18 protein-coding genes are annotated in these 20,777 nt (G+C 49.9%); 6 read left to right on the forward strand and 12 right to left on the reverse strand.

Annotated features, from left to right (window positions below; translation table 11 throughout):
• The first annotated feature begins 10 nt into the window (after window positions 1-10).
• A complete protein-coding gene (locus tag CLV60_RS23245) occupies window positions 11-1,399 on the forward strand; it encodes a hypothetical protein (RefSeq protein WP_146151587.1) in 1,389 nt (462 codons plus the stop codon).
• A gap of 44 nt (window positions 1,400-1,443) precedes the next feature.
• On the opposite strand, the gene CLV60_RS23250 is transcribed toward CLV60_RS23245, so the two are convergent.
• The 4 genes from CLV60_RS23250 to CLV60_RS23265 form a co-directional block, all read right to left on the reverse strand.
• Complete coding sequence (locus tag CLV60_RS23250) at window positions 1,444-2,889, reverse strand: efflux transporter outer membrane subunit (RefSeq protein ID WP_106597782.1); 1,446 nt, start codon at window positions 2,887-2,889, stop codon at window positions 1,444-1,446.
• A gap of 66 nt (window positions 2,890-2,955) precedes the next feature.
• Window positions 2,956-6,114, reverse strand: coding sequence for an efflux RND transporter permease subunit (locus tag CLV60_RS23255; protein WP_106597783.1), 3,159 nt, complete (start codon window positions 6,112-6,114; stop codon window positions 2,956-2,958).
• A gap of 29 nt (window positions 6,115-6,143) precedes the next feature.
• Window positions 6,144-7,289 (reverse strand): efflux RND transporter periplasmic adaptor subunit, encoded by a 1,146-nt coding sequence (locus tag CLV60_RS23260; protein WP_106597917.1) that lies wholly within the window; start codon window positions 7,287-7,289, stop codon window positions 6,144-6,146.
• Window positions 7,290-7,479: 190 nt separating this feature from the next.
• Entirely contained in the window at window positions 7,480-7,899 is a 420-nt protein-coding gene (locus CLV60_RS23265) for a hypothetical protein (protein ID WP_106597784.1), read from the reverse strand.
• A gap of 374 nt (window positions 7,900-8,273) precedes the next feature.
• Here CLV60_RS23265 and CLV60_RS23275 point away from each other — a divergent pair, with 374 nt between their 5' ends.
• Window positions 8,274-9,317: a GNAT family N-acetyltransferase gene (locus tag CLV60_RS23275; protein WP_106597786.1), complete on the forward strand. Its 1,044-nt coding sequence runs from the start codon at window positions 8,274-8,276 to the stop codon at window positions 9,315-9,317.
• Window positions 9,314-9,931, forward strand: a complete 618-nt coding sequence (locus CLV60_RS23280) for a YdeI/OmpD-associated family protein (protein WP_106597787.1) — start codon at window positions 9,314-9,316, stop codon at window positions 9,929-9,931. The genes CLV60_RS23275 and CLV60_RS23280 overlap by 4 nt, the downstream gene beginning before the upstream one ends.
• A 51-nt stretch (window positions 9,932-9,982) precedes the next feature.
• Here the strand turns inward: CLV60_RS23280 and CLV60_RS23285 are convergent, their stop codons facing one another.
• The 7 genes from CLV60_RS23285 to CLV60_RS23315 all read right to left on the reverse strand — a co-directional run bounded on the left by CLV60_RS23285 (window position 9,983) and on the right by CLV60_RS23315 (window position 16,427).
• The gene (locus CLV60_RS23285) at window positions 9,983-10,564 is read right to left on the reverse strand and encodes an HmuY family protein (protein WP_106597788.1); all 582 of its coding nucleotides are present in this window, start codon (window positions 10,562-10,564) and stop codon (window positions 9,983-9,985) included.
• A 19-nt stretch (window positions 10,565-10,583) separates the two neighbouring features.
• Window positions 10,584-11,975, reverse strand: a complete 1,392-nt coding sequence (locus CLV60_RS23290; RefSeq protein WP_106597789.1) for an HmuY family protein — start codon at window positions 11,973-11,975, stop codon at window positions 10,584-10,586.
• Window positions 11,976-12,011: 36 nt separating this feature from the next.
• Window positions 12,012-14,033, reverse strand: a complete 2,022-nt coding sequence (locus CLV60_RS23295) for a TonB-dependent receptor plug domain-containing protein (RefSeq protein ID WP_106597918.1) — start codon at window positions 14,031-14,033, stop codon at window positions 12,012-12,014.
• 181 nt (window positions 14,034-14,214) lie between these two features.
• Window positions 14,215-14,745, reverse strand: coding sequence for a YceI family protein (locus CLV60_RS23300; protein WP_106597790.1), 531 nt, complete (start codon window positions 14,743-14,745; stop codon window positions 14,215-14,217).
• A gap of 25 nt (window positions 14,746-14,770) precedes the next feature.
• Window positions 14,771-15,109 carry an avidin-fold protein gene (locus tag CLV60_RS23305; RefSeq protein ID WP_106597791.1) on the reverse strand — a complete coding sequence of 113 codons (339 nt, stop codon included), beginning with the start codon at window positions 15,107-15,109 and terminating at the stop codon, window positions 14,771-14,773.
• 53 nt (window positions 15,110-15,162) lie between these two features.
• Complete coding sequence (locus tag CLV60_RS23310) at window positions 15,163-15,549, reverse strand: VOC family protein (protein ID WP_106597792.1); 387 nt, start codon at window positions 15,547-15,549, stop codon at window positions 15,163-15,165.
• A 68-nt stretch (window positions 15,550-15,617) separates the two neighbouring features.
• Complete coding sequence (locus CLV60_RS23315) at window positions 15,618-16,427, reverse strand: helix-turn-helix domain-containing protein (protein WP_106597793.1); 810 nt, start codon at window positions 16,425-16,427, stop codon at window positions 15,618-15,620.
• Between the two features lie 195 nt (window positions 16,428-16,622).
• On the opposite strand from CLV60_RS23315, the gene CLV60_RS23320 reads away from it, so the two are divergent.
• The 3 genes from CLV60_RS23320 (at window position 16,623) to CLV60_RS23330 (ending at window position 19,883) form a co-directional block, all read left to right on the forward strand.
• A complete protein-coding gene (locus CLV60_RS23320; protein ID WP_106597794.1) occupies window positions 16,623-17,477 on the forward strand; it encodes a cupin-like domain-containing protein in 855 nt (284 codons plus the stop codon).
• Between the two features lie 104 nt (window positions 17,478-17,581).
• Window positions 17,582-19,600 (forward strand): excinuclease ABC subunit UvrB, encoded by a 2,019-nt coding sequence (gene uvrB, locus CLV60_RS23325; RefSeq protein ID WP_106597795.1) that lies wholly within the window; start codon window positions 17,582-17,584, stop codon window positions 19,598-19,600.
• A 64-nt stretch (window positions 19,601-19,664) separates the two neighbouring features.
• Entirely contained in the window at window positions 19,665-19,883 is a 219-nt protein-coding gene (locus tag CLV60_RS23330; RefSeq protein WP_106597796.1) for a hypothetical protein, read from the forward strand.
• 301 nt (window positions 19,884-20,184) lie between these two features.
• Here the strand turns inward: CLV60_RS23330 and CLV60_RS23340 are convergent, their stop codons facing one another.
• Window positions 20,185-20,736: a 5' nucleotidase, NT5C type gene (locus CLV60_RS23340; protein WP_106597797.1), complete on the reverse strand. Its 552-nt coding sequence runs from the start codon at window positions 20,734-20,736 to the stop codon at window positions 20,185-20,187.
• Window positions 20,737-20,777 lie beyond the last annotated feature (41 nt).

A 20,777-nucleotide genomic window follows, 5' to 3' on the forward strand; every position in this document is an offset into this window, starting at 1 on the left:
TGGAACGCGAATGAAACGACTGATACCATCGCTTCTCGCACTTTGCTGCGCATGCGAGAAAAAGGATATCCTTCCCGACGATAAACCCCGTATCGTGGAAATGGAAGTAGTGGGAATCGATAAAAGGAGCGTTTTTATCGATCAGGCGAAAAATATGATCATCATCGAGTTACCTGAGGGGATGAATCACTCACTATTGTACACCAAAGTGAAGCTAACAAAGGGAGCGGAGCTGGTACCAAGAATGTACGGTACTCGAATCGACTTGATTTGCGGCTCGCAAGAAGATGAATTTTTCATGGTTACCCGAAAGGATGCCGGGATAATGCCAGATACAGTCAAATATGCATTTCAATTTATTCAAAAGGCATCTTTAAGGATCGAACTGCCCGACGGACAAAAAGAGAACCAATATCAAATAGCACGGGGTGAATCACTCTATATTAAAGTAGCGAATTTTCTTGATGGATTACCCGGCGAAATTCGTTTGGAACACCAGTTAGACCAGGCTGCACCAGCGATAACCATAGGTGGTTGCGACTTTGGATTTGAAGAACGTCCGGAGGCGGGTGCGCTGGATGGGCAATTGGAATTAGTGATACCTCTTGCTACTCCCATTGTGCCAGGACCCTATGCAGTGTCGTTCCGCAAAAAAAACGGTCGGATGGCGACGGCATCAAAGCCTCTGATGTTGACGAAAGGACCCATTCGATTATCGTGGAGCGGTTACCTACCTCAACGTTCCGTTAATGGTGCACCTGTCACGATCACCGGATATAACCTGTATGAAAGTAGCAATCTGGCTATTGTACTTACTGATACGGAAGGAAAGAAGCATCAAACGAAAATTACAAAGTATGACCCATTCGGGCAGAGCTTGACATTCGATCCTGGTCTTGACATCAAGCCAGGATATTACACTTTGCAGATATTGACCAATGGAAAGTTGGCCTCCTATTATAGTGGGACCTGGCTATTTCAGAACTATCGGTTTGCCGTGACGAAAACTGCGCAGCATCCATTTATTATGATGTTTGAAAGGTCAGACGATAAAAACCAGGAGTATGCAGACGTTTCCTTATACCGGGATAAACCATTGGCTTTTCAAAAGGATATAGGAGGAGGATATATATACTGGGGATTTGCAAATCTTAAAACTTCAATGCTCTGGTTCGATGTGGAGCTGGAATCGATTACCCAGCCGGGCTACGTTAAGCGAACAATAATTTGGGATAGGTATTTGAGTACATATCAGGAAGGCGCTGAACGGATGCTTGGAGATGCGTTCTACCCGAATTATCCACCAGGAAAATATCACATGCGCATAATCGTAACAAGGCCGGAAACCGGTGAAGAGTATAAAAGTGAGCCATTTGAACGTGTAGTGGAAATAAAGTAAGGCTAAACCAGGAAGATGAAAATCCTCCTGGTTTAATTAAGAACCTACTCCCATCCTCCGCCCAATGCCCTATACAACTCCACCAATGCCAGAAACTGCTCTTTCTGTACATTCGTAAGGTTCAATTCCTCTTGCAAAACACTCCGCTGCGCGGTGATTACTTCGAGGTAGGAGGCGTAGCCGGTGAGGAACAGGTCCTTGGAGGTGGCAACGGCTTGTTGCAGCACTTCCACTTCCTGTTTCTTCAAATCACCGATCTGGCGCGTGTTTTCGAGTTTTTTGAGGCTGGTGCTTACTTCGCCGAAGCCGTTTAAAACCGACTTGTTGTAGGCGTAAAGTGCTTCGAGACTTGCCGCTTCGGCGCGCTTCTGGTTTGCTTTTAATGCTTTCCGGTTGACTAGCGGGGCCGTCAGACCGCCTAGCGCGCTGTATGCGAGCGAACCGGTTGAGAAGAGGAGGTTGCTTTTAAAAGCATTGAAACCAAGGAATGCGGTAATGTTCAATGAAGGCAGAAATGCCAGCTGTGCGGCCTGCTGCTCGGAATAGTTGGCGAGCAAGTCGAGTTGCGCCTGCTGAATGTCCGGTCTTCTGCGCAGCATTTGCACAGGTATGCCCGCGCTGACAGAGGGAGGCATTACCTGATCCAGCGTGGTGCTTCTTGTAATGGGTTGCGGGAAGCGACCGGTGAGCAGGTTTACATTGTTCTCAATCTCAATGATTTTTTGCTGTACTTCAAATTCCAGGCTGCGGGTGTTGAGTAGTTGGGCAGTAAGCTGTCGTACGCCGAGTTCATTGGCGCGCCCTGCTTCTTTCTGGATTTTAATGGTTTCAACGGCCGACTCCTGCAAGGCAATGTTTTTGCGGATAATGTCCAGCTCCGTATCCAGTGCCATCAGTTCGTAATAGGAACGTGCGATTTCCGAGATGAGGCCGGTGATGATCGCCTGGCGGCCTTTTTCGCTTGCAAGGAAACGGGTGTAAGCGGCTTTCTTCTGGTTTTTCAATTTACCCCAGATGTCGATTTCCCATGAGCTACGGAGGCCAAGGAAGTAATCGGGTAGGAAAGGATCCGGAAGGCGCCTGTCGTTGTCGAGGTTCTGCGAGAAATTGGTGTCGTAATTACCCACGCCATCCATGGTGTAATCGCCGAATTTGCGGCCACCGCCGGACACATCGCCGGTCACAACAGGTAACATCGCTCCGTGGGCAGCCATGATGTTGCTTCGCGCCATTTCAATGCGCTGAACGGCCATTTTAAGATCGAGGTTATTCAGCAATGCAGTATCGATCAGCGAGACGAGGTGCCGGTCGTTGAAAAAGGTTTTCCATTGCAATGCCCCGATACCTGCCGAATCTGCCTGACCTGCGAAAGTGGCCGGGGTTTTGATTTGTGCGCGCTGCTCTACGGGCTGTGTCAGCTTACAACCCGTCACGGAGATCAGGATGGCGGCGAACAGTAGGCCGGAAGCATACTTTTTATTTCTTTTCATCAATATAAAATCTGATTTGAAAGGCCGCGGGGAATGCCCCGCGGCCAGAACTGGATTCGAGGGGGATTAGTGCAGCAATGCTTCCTCTTCCGCAGCCACTACCGGAGGAGGCGTCTTTTTCTTTTTGGCCATGCTCGCAAACACCACATATAATCCCGGAATGATGATTACCCCGAAAATGGTACCGATGAGCATACCTCCCGCCGCGGCCGCGCCGATAGACCGGTTGCCGATCGCGCCCGCACCGGACGCCATTACAAGCGGGATGAGCCCCGCCACGAATGCGAAGGAGGTCATCAGGATCGGGCGGAGACGTTCGGTAGCACCTTCCAGTACGGCTTCTATCACCGTACGGCCTTCTTTTTGGCGTATAATGGCATATTCCACGATCAGGATCGCGTTTTTACCCAACAAACCAATGAGCATGACGAGCGATACCTGGGCGTAAATGTTGTTTTCCAGTCCCATTAATTTCAACGCGAGGAATGCACCAAAAACACCAGTCGGGAGTGACAGGATAACCGGCAGCGGCAACAGGAAGCTTTCGTACTGCGCCGCAAGGAGCAGGTATACGAATATCAGACAGATCGCGAAAATGAATACGGCCTGGTTTCCGGAAAGGATTTCCTCGCGCGTCATACCCGACCAGTCGTAGGTAAAGCCCTTCGGCAGGCTGGTCGCAGCCACGCGCTCGACGGCCTTGATGGCGTCACCGCTACTGTAACCGGGCGCCGCATCCCCGTTGATCATCGCCGACGTATACATATTATAGCGAGTCAGCAACTCGGGGCCATACACCCGTTCCAGCTTGATGAAAGTCGAGAACGGCACCATTTCACCCCGGTTGTTTTTGACATACAACTTGAGAATGTCCTCCGGGTTTTTACGGAAGCTCGCATCGGCCTGCACCATCACCTTGTACATCTGTCCGAAACGGATGAAGTTGGAAGCGTAATAACTACCAATCATGGTTTGCAGGGTACCCATAGCAACGTCTATCGACACACCTTTTTTGGCAGCAATGTCCGAGTCGACGTGGATCATATATTGCGGGAAGCTGGCATCGAAGCTGCTGAATGCCGCCGAGATCTCCGGCGTAGCCGCGAGGTCCTTCACAAATTTATTGGTGATCTCGGCCGTTTTCTGCAAATCCTCATTACCCGAGCGGTCCTGAACCCTTAGCTCGAAACCACTGGAGTTACCAAAGCCGGGTACGGTAGGAGGTGGGAAAAACTGGATTTCGGCATCGGTAATATGCTTCGTTTTGGCCTCCATTTCCTTGATCACGTCCTGAACCGATGCCTTCCGCTGATCCCAGGGTTTCAGGTTGATCATAGCCATCCCGTACGACGAACCAGCCGATTCGGTAAGCAAGCTGTAACCGGATAGGGAAGAAACGGATTCGACGGGTTCGAGGCTTTTGGCTACCTTTTGAATTTCATCCAACACGACTTCGGTCCGCTCAACGGTAGCACCCACCGGAGTGGTGACGTTTACGTTGATTACCCCCTGATCTTCCGTCGGGATAAATCCGCTCGGGAGAATGGTATTGATGCCGAATGTAGCGACGCAGAATCCGATCAGCAATCCGATGGTGATCATCCGGCGGCTTACAATGGACGAAAGTAGCTTCCGGTAACCGCTTTGCAAGCCGTCATAACCTTTATTGAAACCATCGAAAAACCTGGTGAGCGGGTTCTTCTTCACAGGCTGGCCGTGGGTGTTTTTCAGCATGAGCGCGCATAATGCGGGCGTGAGCGTAAGGGCGTTGATCCCCGAAATAACAATCGAAATCGCGAGGGTGATGGAGAACTGCCGATAGAAAATCCCGACGGGGCCCGACATAAATGCTACCGGAACAAACACCGCCGACATTACCAAGGTGATCGCGATGATAGCGCCGCTCATTTCCTTCATCGATTCGATGGTCGCTTCCATCGCAGGCAAATGCTTTTCGGCCATCTTGGCGTGCACCGCCTCCACGACCACAATCGCATTATCGACCACAATACCAATTGCCAGTACCAATGCGAAAAGTGTCAGCAGGTTAATGGAGAACCCAAACATCTGCATGAATGCGAACGTACCGACCAATGCCACCGGCACCGCCAGAGCCGGGATTAGCGTGGAACGGAAGTCCTGCAAGAATATATACACGATCAGGATTACCAATATGAATGCCTCGATGAGCGTGCGGATTACCTCATGAATGGAGGCGTCGAGGAAGCGGGAAACGTCGTAGGATACGAAATAGTCCATTCCGGGCGGGAAGGTGGTCGTTTTCAGTTCCGCGACTTTATCCTTGATATTCTGAATAACCTCCTGGGCATTGGAGCCCGGACGCTGCTTGATCATGATCGAAGCGGACGGCCTTCCATTGGATTTGGAAGCCATATCATATTCCAGCGTCCCGAACTCGATCTTGGCGACGTCTTTCAGTTTCAGAATGGATCCATCGGGGTTCGAGCGCAGCACGATGTTTTCGTATTGTGTCGGCTCGAAGAGCTTGCCCGTATATTTCAATACATATTGCAATACATTCTTTTCTCGGCCGGAGCTCACGCCGGTCTTACCCGGTGCGGCTACCACGTTCTGATCGCGGATGGCCTGGATCACCTCGTCGGCGGAGACATTGTAGCTGTTCATACGATCGGGTTGCAGCCATACGCGCATCGAGTAATCTTTGCTACCCATAATCTGCGCACGGCCCACACCGTCGATCCTTTTCAGCTCTTTGATGATATTGATATCGGCGAAGTTGTACACGAAATCCTCGCCCACGGTGGTATCGGAGCTCATGATATCGAGGTACATGAGCATACTGTTTACCTCTTTCTCGGTCTTCACACCGGCCTTGATAACTTCTTCCGGAAGTTCGTCGATCACCGTCTGGACGCGGTTTTGAACGTTTACCGCGGCAAGGTCGGGGTCTACACCCACGTTGAAGGAAACGTTGATCGTCGTGACGCCGTCGTTTCCGGAAACACTCGTCATATAGGTCATGCCGGGTACACCGTTGATGGCCTTTTCAAGGGGAACGGCCACAGCGTTGACGCCGGTTTCCGCGTTGGCTCCAGTATAGGTGGCCGTCACGACTACCGACGGCGGAACGATGTCGGGAAACTGGGAGACGGGTAACTCCACCACTGCCAGAATACCCAGCAGGGTAATAAATATGGAGATAACCAGCGATAGGACTGGCCTCTCGATGAATTTTTGAAACATAATCTACAATTCAGGTGATAGAAGGATTGCTACCGCGCGGTAAGCTCAATTTTTTCGGTCGATACGGTATCCGAAGACACGGTTTTAGGATTGATCGTCGCACCGTCGCGAAGGGATTGAAGCCCTTCGCAAACAATTGTTTCGCCTGATTCGAGACCTGATTTAACAACATAAAAAGTAGATAGCCGGGATTGCGGCACAAAGCTGCGCGTCTTCACCTTGTTGTCTTTTCCAAGCACATACACGAAGTTTTTGTCCTGAATTTCAAATGCGGCCTGCTGCGGGATCAGGATCGCATTCTCCACGGTGTTGGTCAGACGGACTGTACCGGTAGAGCCATGTTTAAGGAGTTTTTCCGGGTTCGAAAAGCGAGCGCGGAAAGCAATGGAGCCGGTACCTTCATCGAATGCACCTTCCATGGTTTCGATCACGCCTTTGTGTTTGAAAAACGATCCGTCGGCCAGTTCCAGTTCTACTACGGCCTGTTTGGTAGCAGCTTTGTCACGGGCTTTTACATATTCGAGGTATTCGTTTTCGGATACATTGAAATAGGCATAAACCGTTTTGATGTCTGAAAGCGTGGTGAGCAATGTGCCTTCGTCGATGAGGCTACCCATCTTGGTTGGCAGGCGGTCGATTACACCATCGAACGGGGCTTTGATCACAGTATGCGCCAACTGAATGGCCGCATTCGATTTCTCCGACTTTGCTTCTTCGATTTTTGCATTAGCGGCCGCCAGTTTTGCCTGCGCTACTTCGAGCTCGCTTTTGGCAACCACATTCTTGTCAACGAGCAGTTTTACGCGCTTTACTTCCAGTTCGGCACCTTTCGCGTCGGCGATTGCGCTTTGCAGGTTGGCCTTCGCTTTGGCTAGCTGGGCCTCGTATTCTTCATTATTAATGCGGAACAAGGTCTGCCCTTTTCTGACTTCCTTGCCCTCGTCCACATACACTTCTTCGAGGTACCCTTTCACGCGGGCATATATTTCGACGTTCCGCAGGGCGTGGATATTGCCTACGTACTCGCGATGCAGTTCGGTTTTTTGAGGCCTGAGTTCCGTTACGGGGATGGTGGGAACACTGTCCTTCGTCTCCGTCAGCGTTTCACTTTTGGAAGCGCAGCCGTAAGCGAAAATGCTGACAAGCAAAAGGAGCGGCCATTTTAAGTCTTTCATCATGTTGCGTTTGTATAAATTGGTTGGCGGTAATGCAAGGGAATAGGAATAGCCCTTTGGCCGCGCGGGAAGGCCGTGCAGCAAAAGGAATAGCATGAATGTCGGAAGAGGCTCGTATATGCGCGTACAGGCATAGCGAGACGATCCGTCAGCTACGAAAATGTTGGATTAAAGAACGCTTGCGGCGAGTTCAAAAAGGGCAAAGGCGATGGAGGAAGCTGTAATAGTCGGGCAGCTTGATGTCTCCATTGCTAACGAAAAGCAGTTGAACGGATTCCCTGATCAGCTTGGGAACCCTGGTGATTTCGTACTGGGGCGCTGTTTGCGAAACCAGTGTGAGAAAGCGGTAGGTGGAATGCCGGTGGCGTAAAAGATCGGAAAGCGATTCTTTCCATTCTGATTCATCCGCCCTTACGATCGTTTCGTTTTTACAGATCGTATCATCGATTAACACAATATGCCCGGTACCCGGCTTCTCCTCGATTTCGTAGGGGGAGAAGGCCTCTGTGCCTATATCAATCTTGCACGCAACAGCCCTCTGTTGCCCCAGGAGCAACGAAACGGCGAATTGAGCGAGCCAGAAAAACAATACAAAAGTTCTTTTTGTCATGATGCTGATGGAGATCAGGTCATTGAAAAATTCATACTTTTATAATGAATTCAAGAATGATTGGAACTATTGGAACGGAATTGTGATACTAAACGGGCAATACTTCAAATATAACGTTTCAAATGTAGATTGCAAATTTTCGGGATTGTTAATGAACGTTAACAAAAAATATTTAGCTGGTAATGAATGCAAATATGCCCTTTTACGTACTCACAGAGGGGATTGAATATTCGGTTTCAAACTTGTGTTTTTCCGCTCAAACAGAGAACTTAACCTCATGAAAACCGTGGCTTTAAAATGATGTAACTTTTCTGAGTAAAAGTGTATATTAACAAGCCGATTCGATTCCTCCGAAACGCTCAACACTGCTTGCAATGGTCGTTACACCAATTTATACCGAGCATTTTGTACTCACCAAAATGACGGCCGGAGACGGCGACAAGTATTTCAGGCTGAGTAATAATGCCAATGTGATGAAATATGTCACAGGCTATTCGCTCACCCGGGAGGAATCGGATGATATGCTCAAAAGTTTTCTGGAAGAGTATGGCATGGACACGTACCTGGGCAGATATCTTATCGAGGACAGGCATTCGGGGGACTTGATAGGGGCGGCCAAGCTGGATAAGATCGGGTCGGCGATCGAGATCGGGTACAGGGTTATGGAAGAGTACTGGGGGAAGGGAGTGGCGACGGAAATTGCGAAAGGGCTGATCCGTTTCTCGAAAAATGTGCTGAAAGCCCCGGATGTGATTGCATTTGTGAATGTCAACAACACCGCGTCTATCCGCGTATTGGAAAAAGCCGGAATGACAAATACCGAGTTGATCGAAGACCTTGATGAAGTCAAGTACAGGTTTAATTATTCACCAAAAAGTACCCCCTTTATGAAAAAAGTGCTCTACACTATCCTTGGACTCATTGCGCTGGTCCTGATTGCCGCTTTCATCATGCCGAAAGACTATGCCGTCGAGCGTGAAATCGTCGTGAACAAACCCAAAGCGGAGGTTTTTGAATACCTTAAATCCCTCAAAAAGCAGAACGACTGGAGTGCATGGGGACGCAAAGATCCTAAGATGGTCAAGACCTTCTCCGGTACAGATGGTACCGTCGGCTTCGTTTCGATGTGGGAGGGTAACGACGACGTCGGGAAAGGTGAGCAGGAAATTACCAAAATCGACGAAGGAAATCGCATCGATACGCAACTGCGCTTCCTGAAACCGTTCGAGAGCACCAGCGACGCTTATATGATCACGGAGGGCATCGACTCCACGTCCACGCGCGTCCGCTGGGGCTTTACCGGTAAAATGCCCATTCCGATGAACGTCATGCTCCCGTTCCTGAATATGGATGAATCTGTCGGAAAAGATTTTCAGGAAGGGTTAACCAATCTGAAAGGAATACTGGAAAAACAATGAGCCATACCGACCCACGTATTGACGCCTACATAGTCAAATCGGCCAGCTTCGCGATTCCTATACTCGAATACCTGCGTGCGCTCGTACACGAGACGTGCCCGGAGGCGAAGGAAACCATGAAATGGAGTTTTCCGCATTTTGAATACAAGGGAAGTATCCTGTGCAGCATGGCCTCTTTCAAACAACATTGTGCATTCGGTTTCTGGCTTGAATCACGCCTGAGCGATCCGGGCAATCTGCTCGCCGTAAATGGCGAGCGGGTAGGAATGGGAAGCCTCGGGAAAATCGCCGGTATTGAAGACCTTCCTGCGGAAGAGCATCTGCGGGGTTTTATCCTCGAAGCTATGCGCCTGATCGACAGTGGCGTGAAATTGAAAAAGGATAACAAGCCGCAAGAGACGAAAGAGCTCGTTGTTCCGGCTTATGTGACCGAAGCGCTGGCCGATCATGCGGAAGCCAGGAAGGTTTTTGAGGGATTCAGCTATTCCAATAAAAAAGAATACGTGGAATGGTTCGAAGACGCCAAAACCGAAGCCACACGCGAAAAACGCATTGCACAAGCGCTGGAATGGCTGGCAGAAGGGAAGGTGCGAAACTGGAAATATGTCAGATAACAAAAAAAATCCCGGAGTGATCCGGGATTTTTGCTTTTAAGGGTTTGGGGATTAAAATTTCCCGTCCTCGCCCGCAATCGTGTATCTGAAAGTGTAGTAGCTGGACTCTTCCGTAGGCACATCTTCCGGCGCGCCTTTGTAGTAACTGATGATCTCCACCTTAGCCACTTTACCGTCGGCAGTTTTGACCAAAAGGGTTCTTCCGGGGATCGGCAGGATCGCGTGGACGCTCATGTCGTATTTGTACCAACTGTTGCCGCTTCCGCCAGGAATGGCGAAACCTGCATCGCCGTCGGTTTTGTAGCCGTCTTTGGGCGCTTCGCTTACCTGGTCAAAAGGTTTTGCCAGGACGATCGCCCCGCCTTCACCCGGGCCGCTGGTGCCGCTGTTGGTGGCAATGGTGGTTTTGCTGAATGCGATATCCCAGTTTTTCGTCTTGGCGTCGGCGGCGGGTACTTCCTTGCCGGTAGCCAGGCTGAAATAGATATAGGACTTGGTATTCGCATTCAAATCTTTGATCACCGTAATTTCCGGTTTGGCTGGTGCTACCAACTGTGTTTTGGTGGCAAGGTTTGTCAAATCAGGTGTTGCCGCCAGCGTACAGGCTGCAAGGATGATGGATTTCAATAGCATAATTCAAGAGTTTTGGGCCTTAGGCTCCTTTTTTAACAAGTTTGTATTCCAATTTCGGCTTGCCGCGCTCGCCGCCGTCGCTGGCATGGAAGCTGATGAATTTCAGCTTGTAAATATTGCCCGCCGGGTCTTTGACGAGGTAGAAACGATCCGTTTTAACGCCGATGGTCCCCTGCGTAACCCGCCATTTCGAGCCGATCACATCCGCAGCTTTGCTGAATGTGATGCCTGCAAGATTGCTTTCAGCAAATGCATCGTAAGTGGCCGTGGTCGTGAGTACTTCGGCAGCTTCTACACCGCCGAGGCTGTTGGTGAATACGAGGTCGGAGAAACCGTAAGGAATGAGCCCCGTACCGAAATTGGTGAAATACATGCTGTAACCCCATTTCAGGTCCCAGCGGTCTTTGGCAGGCTCTGCATCGACGGTCGCACCTTTTTCAAGGGAAACAAATTCGAAATTATACGCCGCATCTTTGGTAATATCCAGGGTTTTGAAAGTGGTATCGTTCACTTTGGCATATTGCAACGTGTAACCCGATCCTTTGCGCAGAATGCGAATTTTGTACAGATCAGCCACCGGCAGAACGTCCATCGATCCGCCTTTACGGTTGAGAATGTAAACTTTGTTGTCGGCGTCGGTAGCCGAAACAGCTGCGATTGCCGTTTTCGTGAGATCGCCGGTAGCATCGTCTACGAGCGAAAGTTTGCCTGTACCCTGGCCAACAGCCAATGAGTCAGTCTTAAAATCTTTGTCGGAAACAGCATTGATGTCCGTTTTATTGATAACCAGTGCCGAAGCGCCGTTGGTACCGTTGATCGTCACACGGAAATCGGAGCCGCCGTAAAACCCGAGGTCCCAGCTATTGCGAAGAACGGGCGTCTGTGCGTTGGCGCTAAGGTCGAGGAATACCGAATTGGCGGCGCTGCTGCCAGGCTCACCGGCTGCGATACCGTTCAACTGAATGCTGGTACCTTCGGAAATGATCGCTTTGAAGCTTAGTTTCAATGCGGAAGTAGTACCAACCAGTACCTGAGTACCCACCGAAGCAATTTTGAATGCAATGCTCTCATCGCCATCCAGCAGCACGCCCGATTTTTTGTTCACTTTGAAAGATACCGACGACTGTCCGGCAGGTACCGATAAGGTGATGGTGTTGTTGGCAGCCGCGGGCGTGGTGGTAAACTCCGTGTCGTAAGTAAGCTGTGTAGGTGTTAATGTCACAGAAACCGGTGTAGCAGCGTCAACTGCTCTCGTCAGCGAGATTTTGATCTCGGTTTCTTCTCCTTCAAAACCCTTTTCGGTCGCTTCAAAAGCCGCCAGGTTATCCGGCAATGGTGGTTCGTCGTCGCTGCACGCGTTGAATGTTCCCAGGAATGCAACCAGTAATAGCGACCGGACTATTTTCTTCATAGTTATTGGAGTTATAATGAAAGGGTATTTTGATTGTTAATGCTTTGTCCATTGAAAACTGAGGCCGAGGAAATACGATCGGCCGAACGACATCGGTACCGGGCCGCCTGTGCTGTGCGCGCCGCCGGTGTCGGTAGAAGTATTCCGGAGGTTGGTGACGTCGAAAAGGTTTTTGATCCCGCCCAGCAGACTGACATATTTGCCCAGCGTCTTACTGGCCGTCAGATCGGCCATATGAAAGCTTTCGGTTTCGGCCAGATGGATGTTTACCAGATCGGTGGTTTCGTAAACGGGGCGCTTGCCCGAGAATTTGTAAAAGAGATTAATGCTCGCACCAGCCTTTTTGAAGGTGTAAAGCAGGTTAGCATTCACTTCCGTTGACCAGACGAACTCAGGCAGGGAGCCGAAATTCTCCGGGGATTCTGAAAACTCGTTGTAACGGCCAATGTAAGTCGCCCCGATCGTCGCTTGCAGATTCTTCCAGAACAGCTTGTTTTCAAGCGAAAGGCCTGTGGTTTTGAATAAGTGGATATTCAGATAAGTAGTCTGCGTCCGGTCGTCCGGATCGATGCCGGTGTCGATCAGGTCGTGAAATACATTGTAGAAACCGCCGAGCGTGGAGCTGAAGCGCAACCCTTCACGGCTGACGGCCTGCCACACGAGGAATGAGTTGAAGCTATTGGAGTACTCGGCTTTCAGGTTCACATTTCCATTAATGGAATGCGACGCATCATGAAAATCGAAATACAGCTCGCGCAATGCAGGCGAGCGGAAGCCGCGTGCGTAGCCGAACCGGAAGTCGAGTGATTTGCTCAATGTAAGCTTACCGTTCAGCGAGGGAATCACCGGAGGAGCGTCGTAAACCGAGTTTTTCAGGAATCGCAAACCGGGCGTGAGCTTGAAAAACTGCCCGAAGCGGATCTCGGGCGCTACGAACAATGCATATTCATTGATCGTGGGAGTACCATTAATGCGCGCACCGGAGGCATTATTGTTCGAAAAATCGACTCCCGCCAATACCGAAAGCTGATCGCCGGCTTTGTAAAAGGCCGTCCCGCGAAAAAATGCGGTTTTGAAAATCGATTTATCCTGCGAGCCGGGCTCCAAAGAGAGCGTCCGGTGGTCGTTGATATCGACATTCGTGCTCAGGGTTCTGCGGGAATAGTCGGTATAGGAGCCTACGGCGGTAAAATTCAGCCTTTCGCTTGCCTTGATTTCGGATTGTAGCTGATGAAACCAGCGCTTGGTGATGTAGTCCTGATCGGATGCAATACCCGTATTCGGGTTGCGGTTGCCCAGATCCTTGATCGTTTCGTCGGTGCCATTGAAGCGGTACCACACATTCCACCGCTTGCCTGTGAAGCGGGTACCAGCAGTATAAAGCATCTGGTCTTTGGGCATCCAGTCTTTTTCACGACCGGTGGAGGCGCCCTGCCAGCCGCCAAAGTTGTTCCTTGTCACATTGCCGGAGAACTGCAAATGTTCATTCTGCCAGGTAACACCGACACCTTGATTGTGCGTGCCTTTTTTGGTCAATGCATTGTATTCATCACCCGCAGTTTCTTCCTGTATTCTCGCATTGACAGTGAGTGACTTACCGCTGTGTCCCTTTTTAGTAATGATATTGATCACTCCTGCCAGGGCATCGGTTCCATACATGACCGACATCGGGCCTTCGACGATCTCGATGCGTTCGATGGTGTTGATATCAATCTGCCCCAGGCTCTCTCGCGTGCTGCCGCGGTCGACCATCGGGATGCCGTCGAGAAGGATTTTGACGCCCTGACCAGACATGCCCATGAGCTGAATATCGCTGGTACCGAGGGTCAGGTCATTTGAAAACCGTATTCCGAGCTCGGTATTGAGGATTGTCTGCAAGTTGGTCGCGCCGCGCAGACGAATACGCTCGCTGTCGATCGTGCGGACCTGGTATACCGAGTTGCGCAGCGACTGCGGTTCTGACTGGCCGGTGATCACCACCTCGCTGAGAGAATGCGTGCCCGCGAGATGGGTTGTGTCGGACGATGGGGTAGATGAACCCTCATTGTCCTGTGCCATCAGGCTACTGATTACCAGCAATATCAAAGAGATGGTAAAATAATATCTCACGGAGGATTTAATTTAGACTAATTATAATTGCAAAGGAAAATATTATTTAGACTAATTACAATTACAATGAAATATTTTTTGTGAATGAAAAATTGAAGACCTCCAAACAGGGATTAAATGCGAAGGATTGTTACTTGATAGTCGCTTGCAGATTGACCGTCACGATGTCTTTCAGCTTCCAGTCTTTTTCGCCGATTTTGTAATCGAGACGATTAACATCAAAAGAGCTCGTGAGCGAATAGCTGCCGTCGGCATTCTTTTTGGCTTCGAATGGCAGGCTCACAGTCCTGGACACGTCGCGCATGGTTAATGTGCCGATAGCCTGGTACTTGTCGCCTTTCTTCTCGACTTTGGCAGATTTGAAATGGATATCGGGATATTTCTCGACCCAGAAATACTTGTCGCTCTTCAAATCCTTATCCCGCGAGTTGTTGTTGGTTTTGAAAGTATTAGCCGCGATCCTGACGTCGAATGAAGCGCTTTCCGGGTTTTTCTCATTAAAAACAGCTTCCCCACGCGGCGCATCGAAGGTGCCGTTGCAAGTACCGAGGATGAATTTGACGCTGAATTTCGTGGAGCCGGAAACGATTTTGGATGTTTGAGCGGATACCTGGCCGGCGAAAACGGCAAGGACAATCCACAATGTAAGTTGGAATCGCATTTGAGTTTTTAGTTTGGATGAAATATCACAATTCTTCCAGCAGCGACTCGCCTTCCGAACGGTCGCCGGAAGTCCATTGCCATTTTTCATGCATACGGATTTTGCCGTTCGGAAGTTGCTCGGGCGTCGATTTGCAGATGCCCGTCGTGATCTCGCCCTGATCGTTCACCTGATGGTAACGCATATCCAGGTTTCCCTCCTCGTCCACGAGCGCGATCAGGTGCCCACTGCGAATGCGCCCGCCCGTGTACGTGGACGTGACGATGTTTCCCGTTTGTTGATATACAAATTGCATGCCCAGATCCACCTCGCCGTTTTCGGAATTGGACAATGGTACGAATACTTTGTTGTTATAATTGATCATAGGAAAAAAGCCGTCTTAATGCGCTAAATATAGGTATTAAGACGGCATTCTGATCAAAGAACTGAGGTAATCCACCACGTATTGCCGCAAGGATCGGACACGCCGCAACTCCGGCCGTATTCCTGGTCGGCGGGCGGCATAATGCTGGTACCACCGGCTTGGAGTGCCTTTTCATAGCTCGCATCCGCGTTTTCTACGTACACAAACAGGTTAGCAGGCTGCGCAGGCCATTCGGGGCGCGCGTCGCAGAACATGATGACGCTGCCGCTGATCGAAACCTCGGAATGTTTGATCATGTCCGGTGCGTCTTCCTGGTAATGGGTAGTGGAAATCGTGCCGTCGAATACTTTGGAAGTGAATTCCCTGAAACGCGCCGCGCCATCCAGCATCAGATAAGGAATTACAGCCTGGTGGCCATTCGGGATTTTTAGATTGCTCATGTCTTTTTTGCTTTTGGTTTAAACAAAAGTAGGCGGGCTGTCAGCCCCGAAATTGGAAAAAAACGACATCATACATCGCGGTAACCCATGCCTTCCGCATTGCCGGAAAAGTAGGTTTTCGGATGATCGCCTGAAAAAGCCTTGAAATCGTGGATGAAATGGGACTGGTCGTAGTACCCGCATTCATAAGCGATTTCCGTGAGGGATTTCTCCTTGTTACCGTATTCATTGAGGGCGGAGTGGAACCGGATGATCCGGCTGAATAGCTTCGGGGTAAAACCGGAGAATGCGAGAAATTTTCGTTCGAATTGCCGGGTGGACAGGAAACTCTGCGCCGCCAGATCCGGGATTTTGGCCAGACCATTGGAGCGGATCACACTGCTGATCACGGAGAAAACGGCTGGCTCGTGGACTTCATGCTTACGGATACGTGCCCTCAAAAATTCGGAAATGATATGAATGCGTTCCGCATGGTCGGCCGCGAGCATGACGCGCTCTTCCAGCTCGGTTCCGGCCTGGCCCAGGAATGTGGTGAGGTCGGGCATTTGATTACTGAGTTCGGCGGCGGGAATGTTGAAAAGCGCCGGAAGGGCAAAAGGGTAGAGGTATACCCCGAAAATCCCGAAGTCTTCGCCGATCCGGAACCGGCGGAACGACTGCGATTGCCCGTGAATGCCGGAGCGAAAGGAAAGTTCCGACTGATCGGTTTTCAGGATTTCATCGAACCGGCCTTTGAAATGGAATACCATTTCTGCACAGCCGTCGGCCATGGTTTTATGAAAATAGGGTTCGCTGTCGGCCAGATTGTGTTCCAGTACCCAGAAGAACCGGACGTACCGGGCAAGGTCAGCTGAGGGAAGTATCGTGAAATATTTCATGCGTAACCTATTTAGTCTATCTGGATTAAGGATATACTTTTATTATATTTTGCGAAATTTATATTTTTGAAATCTGTTTAATACATTTGACCGGATATTTTGAAGGGTTTTAAACTCTGGCCGTTATCCTCCCGTTATAGTTGAAAATGTAACGGTATTCCATTAAATAGTCGATTACCTACTCAGTTTCTTGCTATGAAATTAGTGCCAATAGAGAAGCGCACCGGACTTACGCGCGAAGAATTCATCGAAAATTACTTAAAACCAAGCCGCCCGGTGGTATTTACCGACCTGGCAAAAGATTGGCCTGCGGTTCAGAAATGGACTTTTGACTGGCTCCGTGAAAACCACGGCAGCCTGGATGTACCTCTGGTGGACAACCACATTCACGACGCTGACAAATATTTCCAGATCGCCAAGACTATGAAGTTCGGGGACTACCTGAGCCTCATCGAAAAAGGGCCTACCGACCTTCGTATTTTCCTTTTTGATATTTTCAAGAAGATCCCCGAGTTGGCAGACGATATCCGTTTTCCGACGATCATGGACGGCTTTTTGAAATCTTATAAATATGTATTTTTCGGAGGTGAGGGTTCTATCACGAACCTGCATTATGATATGGACTGCTCGAACGTGTTCCTCACGCAGTTCCAGACCCGTAAGCAGCTGATTTTGTTCTCCCCGGAGGAAAGCCGCCGTTTGTATCACCACCCGTTCACGGTGATGAGCAAAGTGGATCCGCTCAACCCGAATTACGAGAAATTCCCGGCATTGAAAGGCGCTACCGGCTATGAAACGATCCTTTACCACGGTGAAACGATCTTCATTCCTTCGCTCTGGTGGCATTATATTCGTTATGTCGATGGTGGTTTCAGCCTCGCATTGCGTGCGAATAACTCGATTTTTACAGCTGTCCGCGGCGGTATGAACCTCGTTCGCCATCAGTTTGTGGATAAAAGCATGACCAAGCTGCTCGGTCTCGACTGGCAGCACTGGAAAGAGAAAAAGGCAGTAGAGAACGCGCAGGAGCTTTTGCAAAAGCAAGCGTAAGCAAAATCGGCGCGGGCGGCGAGCCAAAGGCATATCGGAACGCATTTCAAAGAAACTAATCTATCTTTGAAATGCGTTCCTTTTATATTGCTTCACGACTTGCTATGAACTTCGAACTCACTTCACAATACCAGCCGACGGGCGACCAGCCGGAGGCAATCAAACAACTAGTACAAGGACTTGAAAACGGCGAACCTGCCCAGACGCTGCTTGGGGTGACGGGTTCCGGAAAGACGTTTACAGTGGCCAATGTGGTGTCGCAAATCAACAAGCCGACCCTCGTATTGAGCCATAACAAAACGCTCGCGGCGCAGCTTTACGGGGAATTCAAGCAGTTCTTTCCTACCAACGCCGTCGAGTATTTTATCAGCTACTACGACTACTACCAGCCGGAGGCATTCATTTCCAGCACCAATACTTACATCGAGAAGGACCTGATGATCAATCAGGAGATTGAGAAGCTGCGGTTGCATACGGTTTCCTCGCTCATGAGCGGGCGCCGGGATGTGATCGTGGTGGCGTCTGTCTCCTGTATTTATGGTGCGGGAAACCCCTTGGAATACAAGAAGAGCATTGTCAGCGCCAAGTTGGGGGATATTGTAAGCCGGAATCAGTTTCTGTTCAGGTTGGTGGAGATCCTTTACAGCCGGACGGAAGTGGAATTCAACCGTGGTACTTTCCGGGTGAAGGGCGATACCGTCGATGTGTTTCCGGGTTATGCGGATTTCGCATATCGTTTTATCTTTTTTGGGGATGAAATCGAGGAAATCCAGCGGATCGAGCCGGAAACCGGCAAAAAGCTGTCTTCCGAAAAGGCCATAGCCATTTTCCCAGCCAACCTGTTCGTGACAGGCCGCGACGTTTTGAACCAATCCATTAAAGAGATACAGGACGATCTGCAAACGCAGATCAAGTATTTTATCGCCGAAGGAAGGCTTGCCGAAGCCGAGCGCGTAAAGGAACGTACCGAGTTCGATATGGAAATGATGCGCGAACTGGGCTATTGTTCCGGTATCGAGAACTATTCAAGATATTTTGATAGGAGGATGCCCGGGCAACGGCCCTTCTGCCTGCTCGACTATTTTCCGGAGGATTTCCTGATGGTGGTCGACGAAAGCCACGTAACGATGCCGCAGATCCGTGCCATGTGGGGCGGCGACCGCTCACGTAAGGAAGCATTGGTGGAGTATGGTTTCCGTTTGCCTTCGGCATTGGATAACCGACCGCTCACTTTCCAGGAGTTCGAGGACATGACGCCGCAAACCATTTTTGTGAGCGCGACACCTGCGGATTATGAACTGCGTAAATCGGAAGGCGTCGTGGTGGAGCAGATTATCCGCCCTACCGGTCTGCTGGATCCTGAAATCGAAGTAAGACCAAGCCTGAATCAGATCGACGATTTGCTGGAAGAGATAACTGAGCGCATTAAGCTCGGCGACCGTATTCTGGTTACTACTTTGACCAAGCGGATGGCCGAAGAGCTCAGCAAATACCTCGACCGCGTTGGCATTAAATGCCGTTACATTCACTCGGAAGTGAAAGCATTGGACCGCGTAGAGATATTGCGCGAGCTGCGCCTCGGTATTTTCGATGTGCTGGTGGGCGTTAACCTCCTGCGTGAGGGCCTCGACTTACCCGAAGTATCGCTCGTTGCCATTATGGATGCCGATAAGGAAGGCTTTCTGCGCGATACCCGCTCGATGATACAGACTATCGGCCGTGCGGCCCGTAACGATCGTGGGAAGGTGATTATGTATGCCGATACCATGACAGGCTCCATGCAGCTCGCGATCGACGAGACAAACCGTCGCCGGAGCATTCAAATGGATTACAACATAGAGAATGGCATTACTCCGAAAACTGTTCGCAAATCGAAAGAGGCCATTATGGAGCAAACTTCGGTAGCCGATTCCAAGGTTCGCAAAGTATACGTCGAGCCGGAAGAAGTGCGCATAGCTGCCGATCCCGTGGTTCAATACATGGGCAAAACGGATCTGCAAAAACTCATGGCCGAAACCCAACGCAAAATGGAAGCTGCGGCCAAGGATCTCGACTTCCTCGAAGCTGCACGCTTGCGCGACGAATTGATGCAGTTGAAGGCGCGGGTGCAGGAGCAGGGGTGAGTTGCTGCAAGGTTGTGAAATGCAGAGAATTGTTTAAATTTATTCAACGCTTGCCGATTATCTCATGATCAAAACATTGATAACGCCGGAAAATACCCATGTTTCATTGGAGGTACCTGCTTCTTTTGTGGGAAAGCAGGTAGAGATAATTGCGTTCACGATCGATGAATCTGTGGACGAAAGCGTTGAGCAGGATCGCATTTTAACACACTATGTCAGCCAGAAATCTCTTGAAAAAGACTGGCTGACGAACGAAGAAGATGAAGCATGGCAAAATTTATAAAAGGTGAAGTTGTAGTTATACCGTTCCCATTCTCCGATTTATCTGGTTCCAAAAGGCGTCCTGCATTAGTGCTGGCCGATTTGCCAGGCGACAACCTCCTGTTATGCCAGATCACCTCGTAAAGCTCCAAGGACATTTATGCTATCCCATTGCTTGGAGCAGATTTTCTGAACGGCTCCCTCCCGGTAGACAGTTTCATAAGGCCAACACGCCTATTTACGGCTGACAGAAACATCGTAATCAGAAAAGCAGGATTGGAGAGCGAAAGCGATTAACGACGTTACTCAGGCGATCATTAAGATCATTCAATGACTTGCTGAGGCTCTTCTAGTTGTTCCAGCAACTCCAATACTTCTTCCCAGCTATTCACCCGCGTGTGCCTGTCGACTCCTCTGTTGTGGCCAGCGGTGAAGAGGATAGGCTTGCCTTTGTGAAAGTCCAGGTTTTTGAAATGGTCGTCAATGAGGTAGTCGGTGTTGATGACGCTTTTATCGCCGCAGAAGATAATATTTCTCCAGGTAATGGATGGGAAATGCTCGGCGAGCCAATCGTACTTTTCAGGGAGGGAGTTAGGGAACTCCATCGCTGCCGAGACGATGTACACTTCGTAATTCTCCTGCAATTTGATAATCGCTTCCTGTGCGCCGGGTATCAGCGGCGCGTAACGGAAAAAGCCCGGTTTGTAAAGGAGGCTGCGTGCGGCAACGGGATCGGGGAACGCCTGGTCTTCCGGAATGCCATGCATGGCCTCCTTGGTGACCGTTACGCCAAACGCCTCTGCGTAATGATTGATCCAGTTAGCTTCAATGTCGACGATGACATTGTCCATATCCACCGCAATCGATTTTTTCATGATGTCGTCAAAATTAGTATTTGCAATTATTTGCAACAAAT

Origin of the sequence: Dyadobacter jiangsuensis (assembly GCF_003014695.1) — a bacterium.
In the GTDB taxonomy this organism is placed as follows: Bacteria; Bacteroidota; Bacteroidia; order Cytophagales; family Spirosomataceae; genus Dyadobacter; species Dyadobacter jiangsuensis.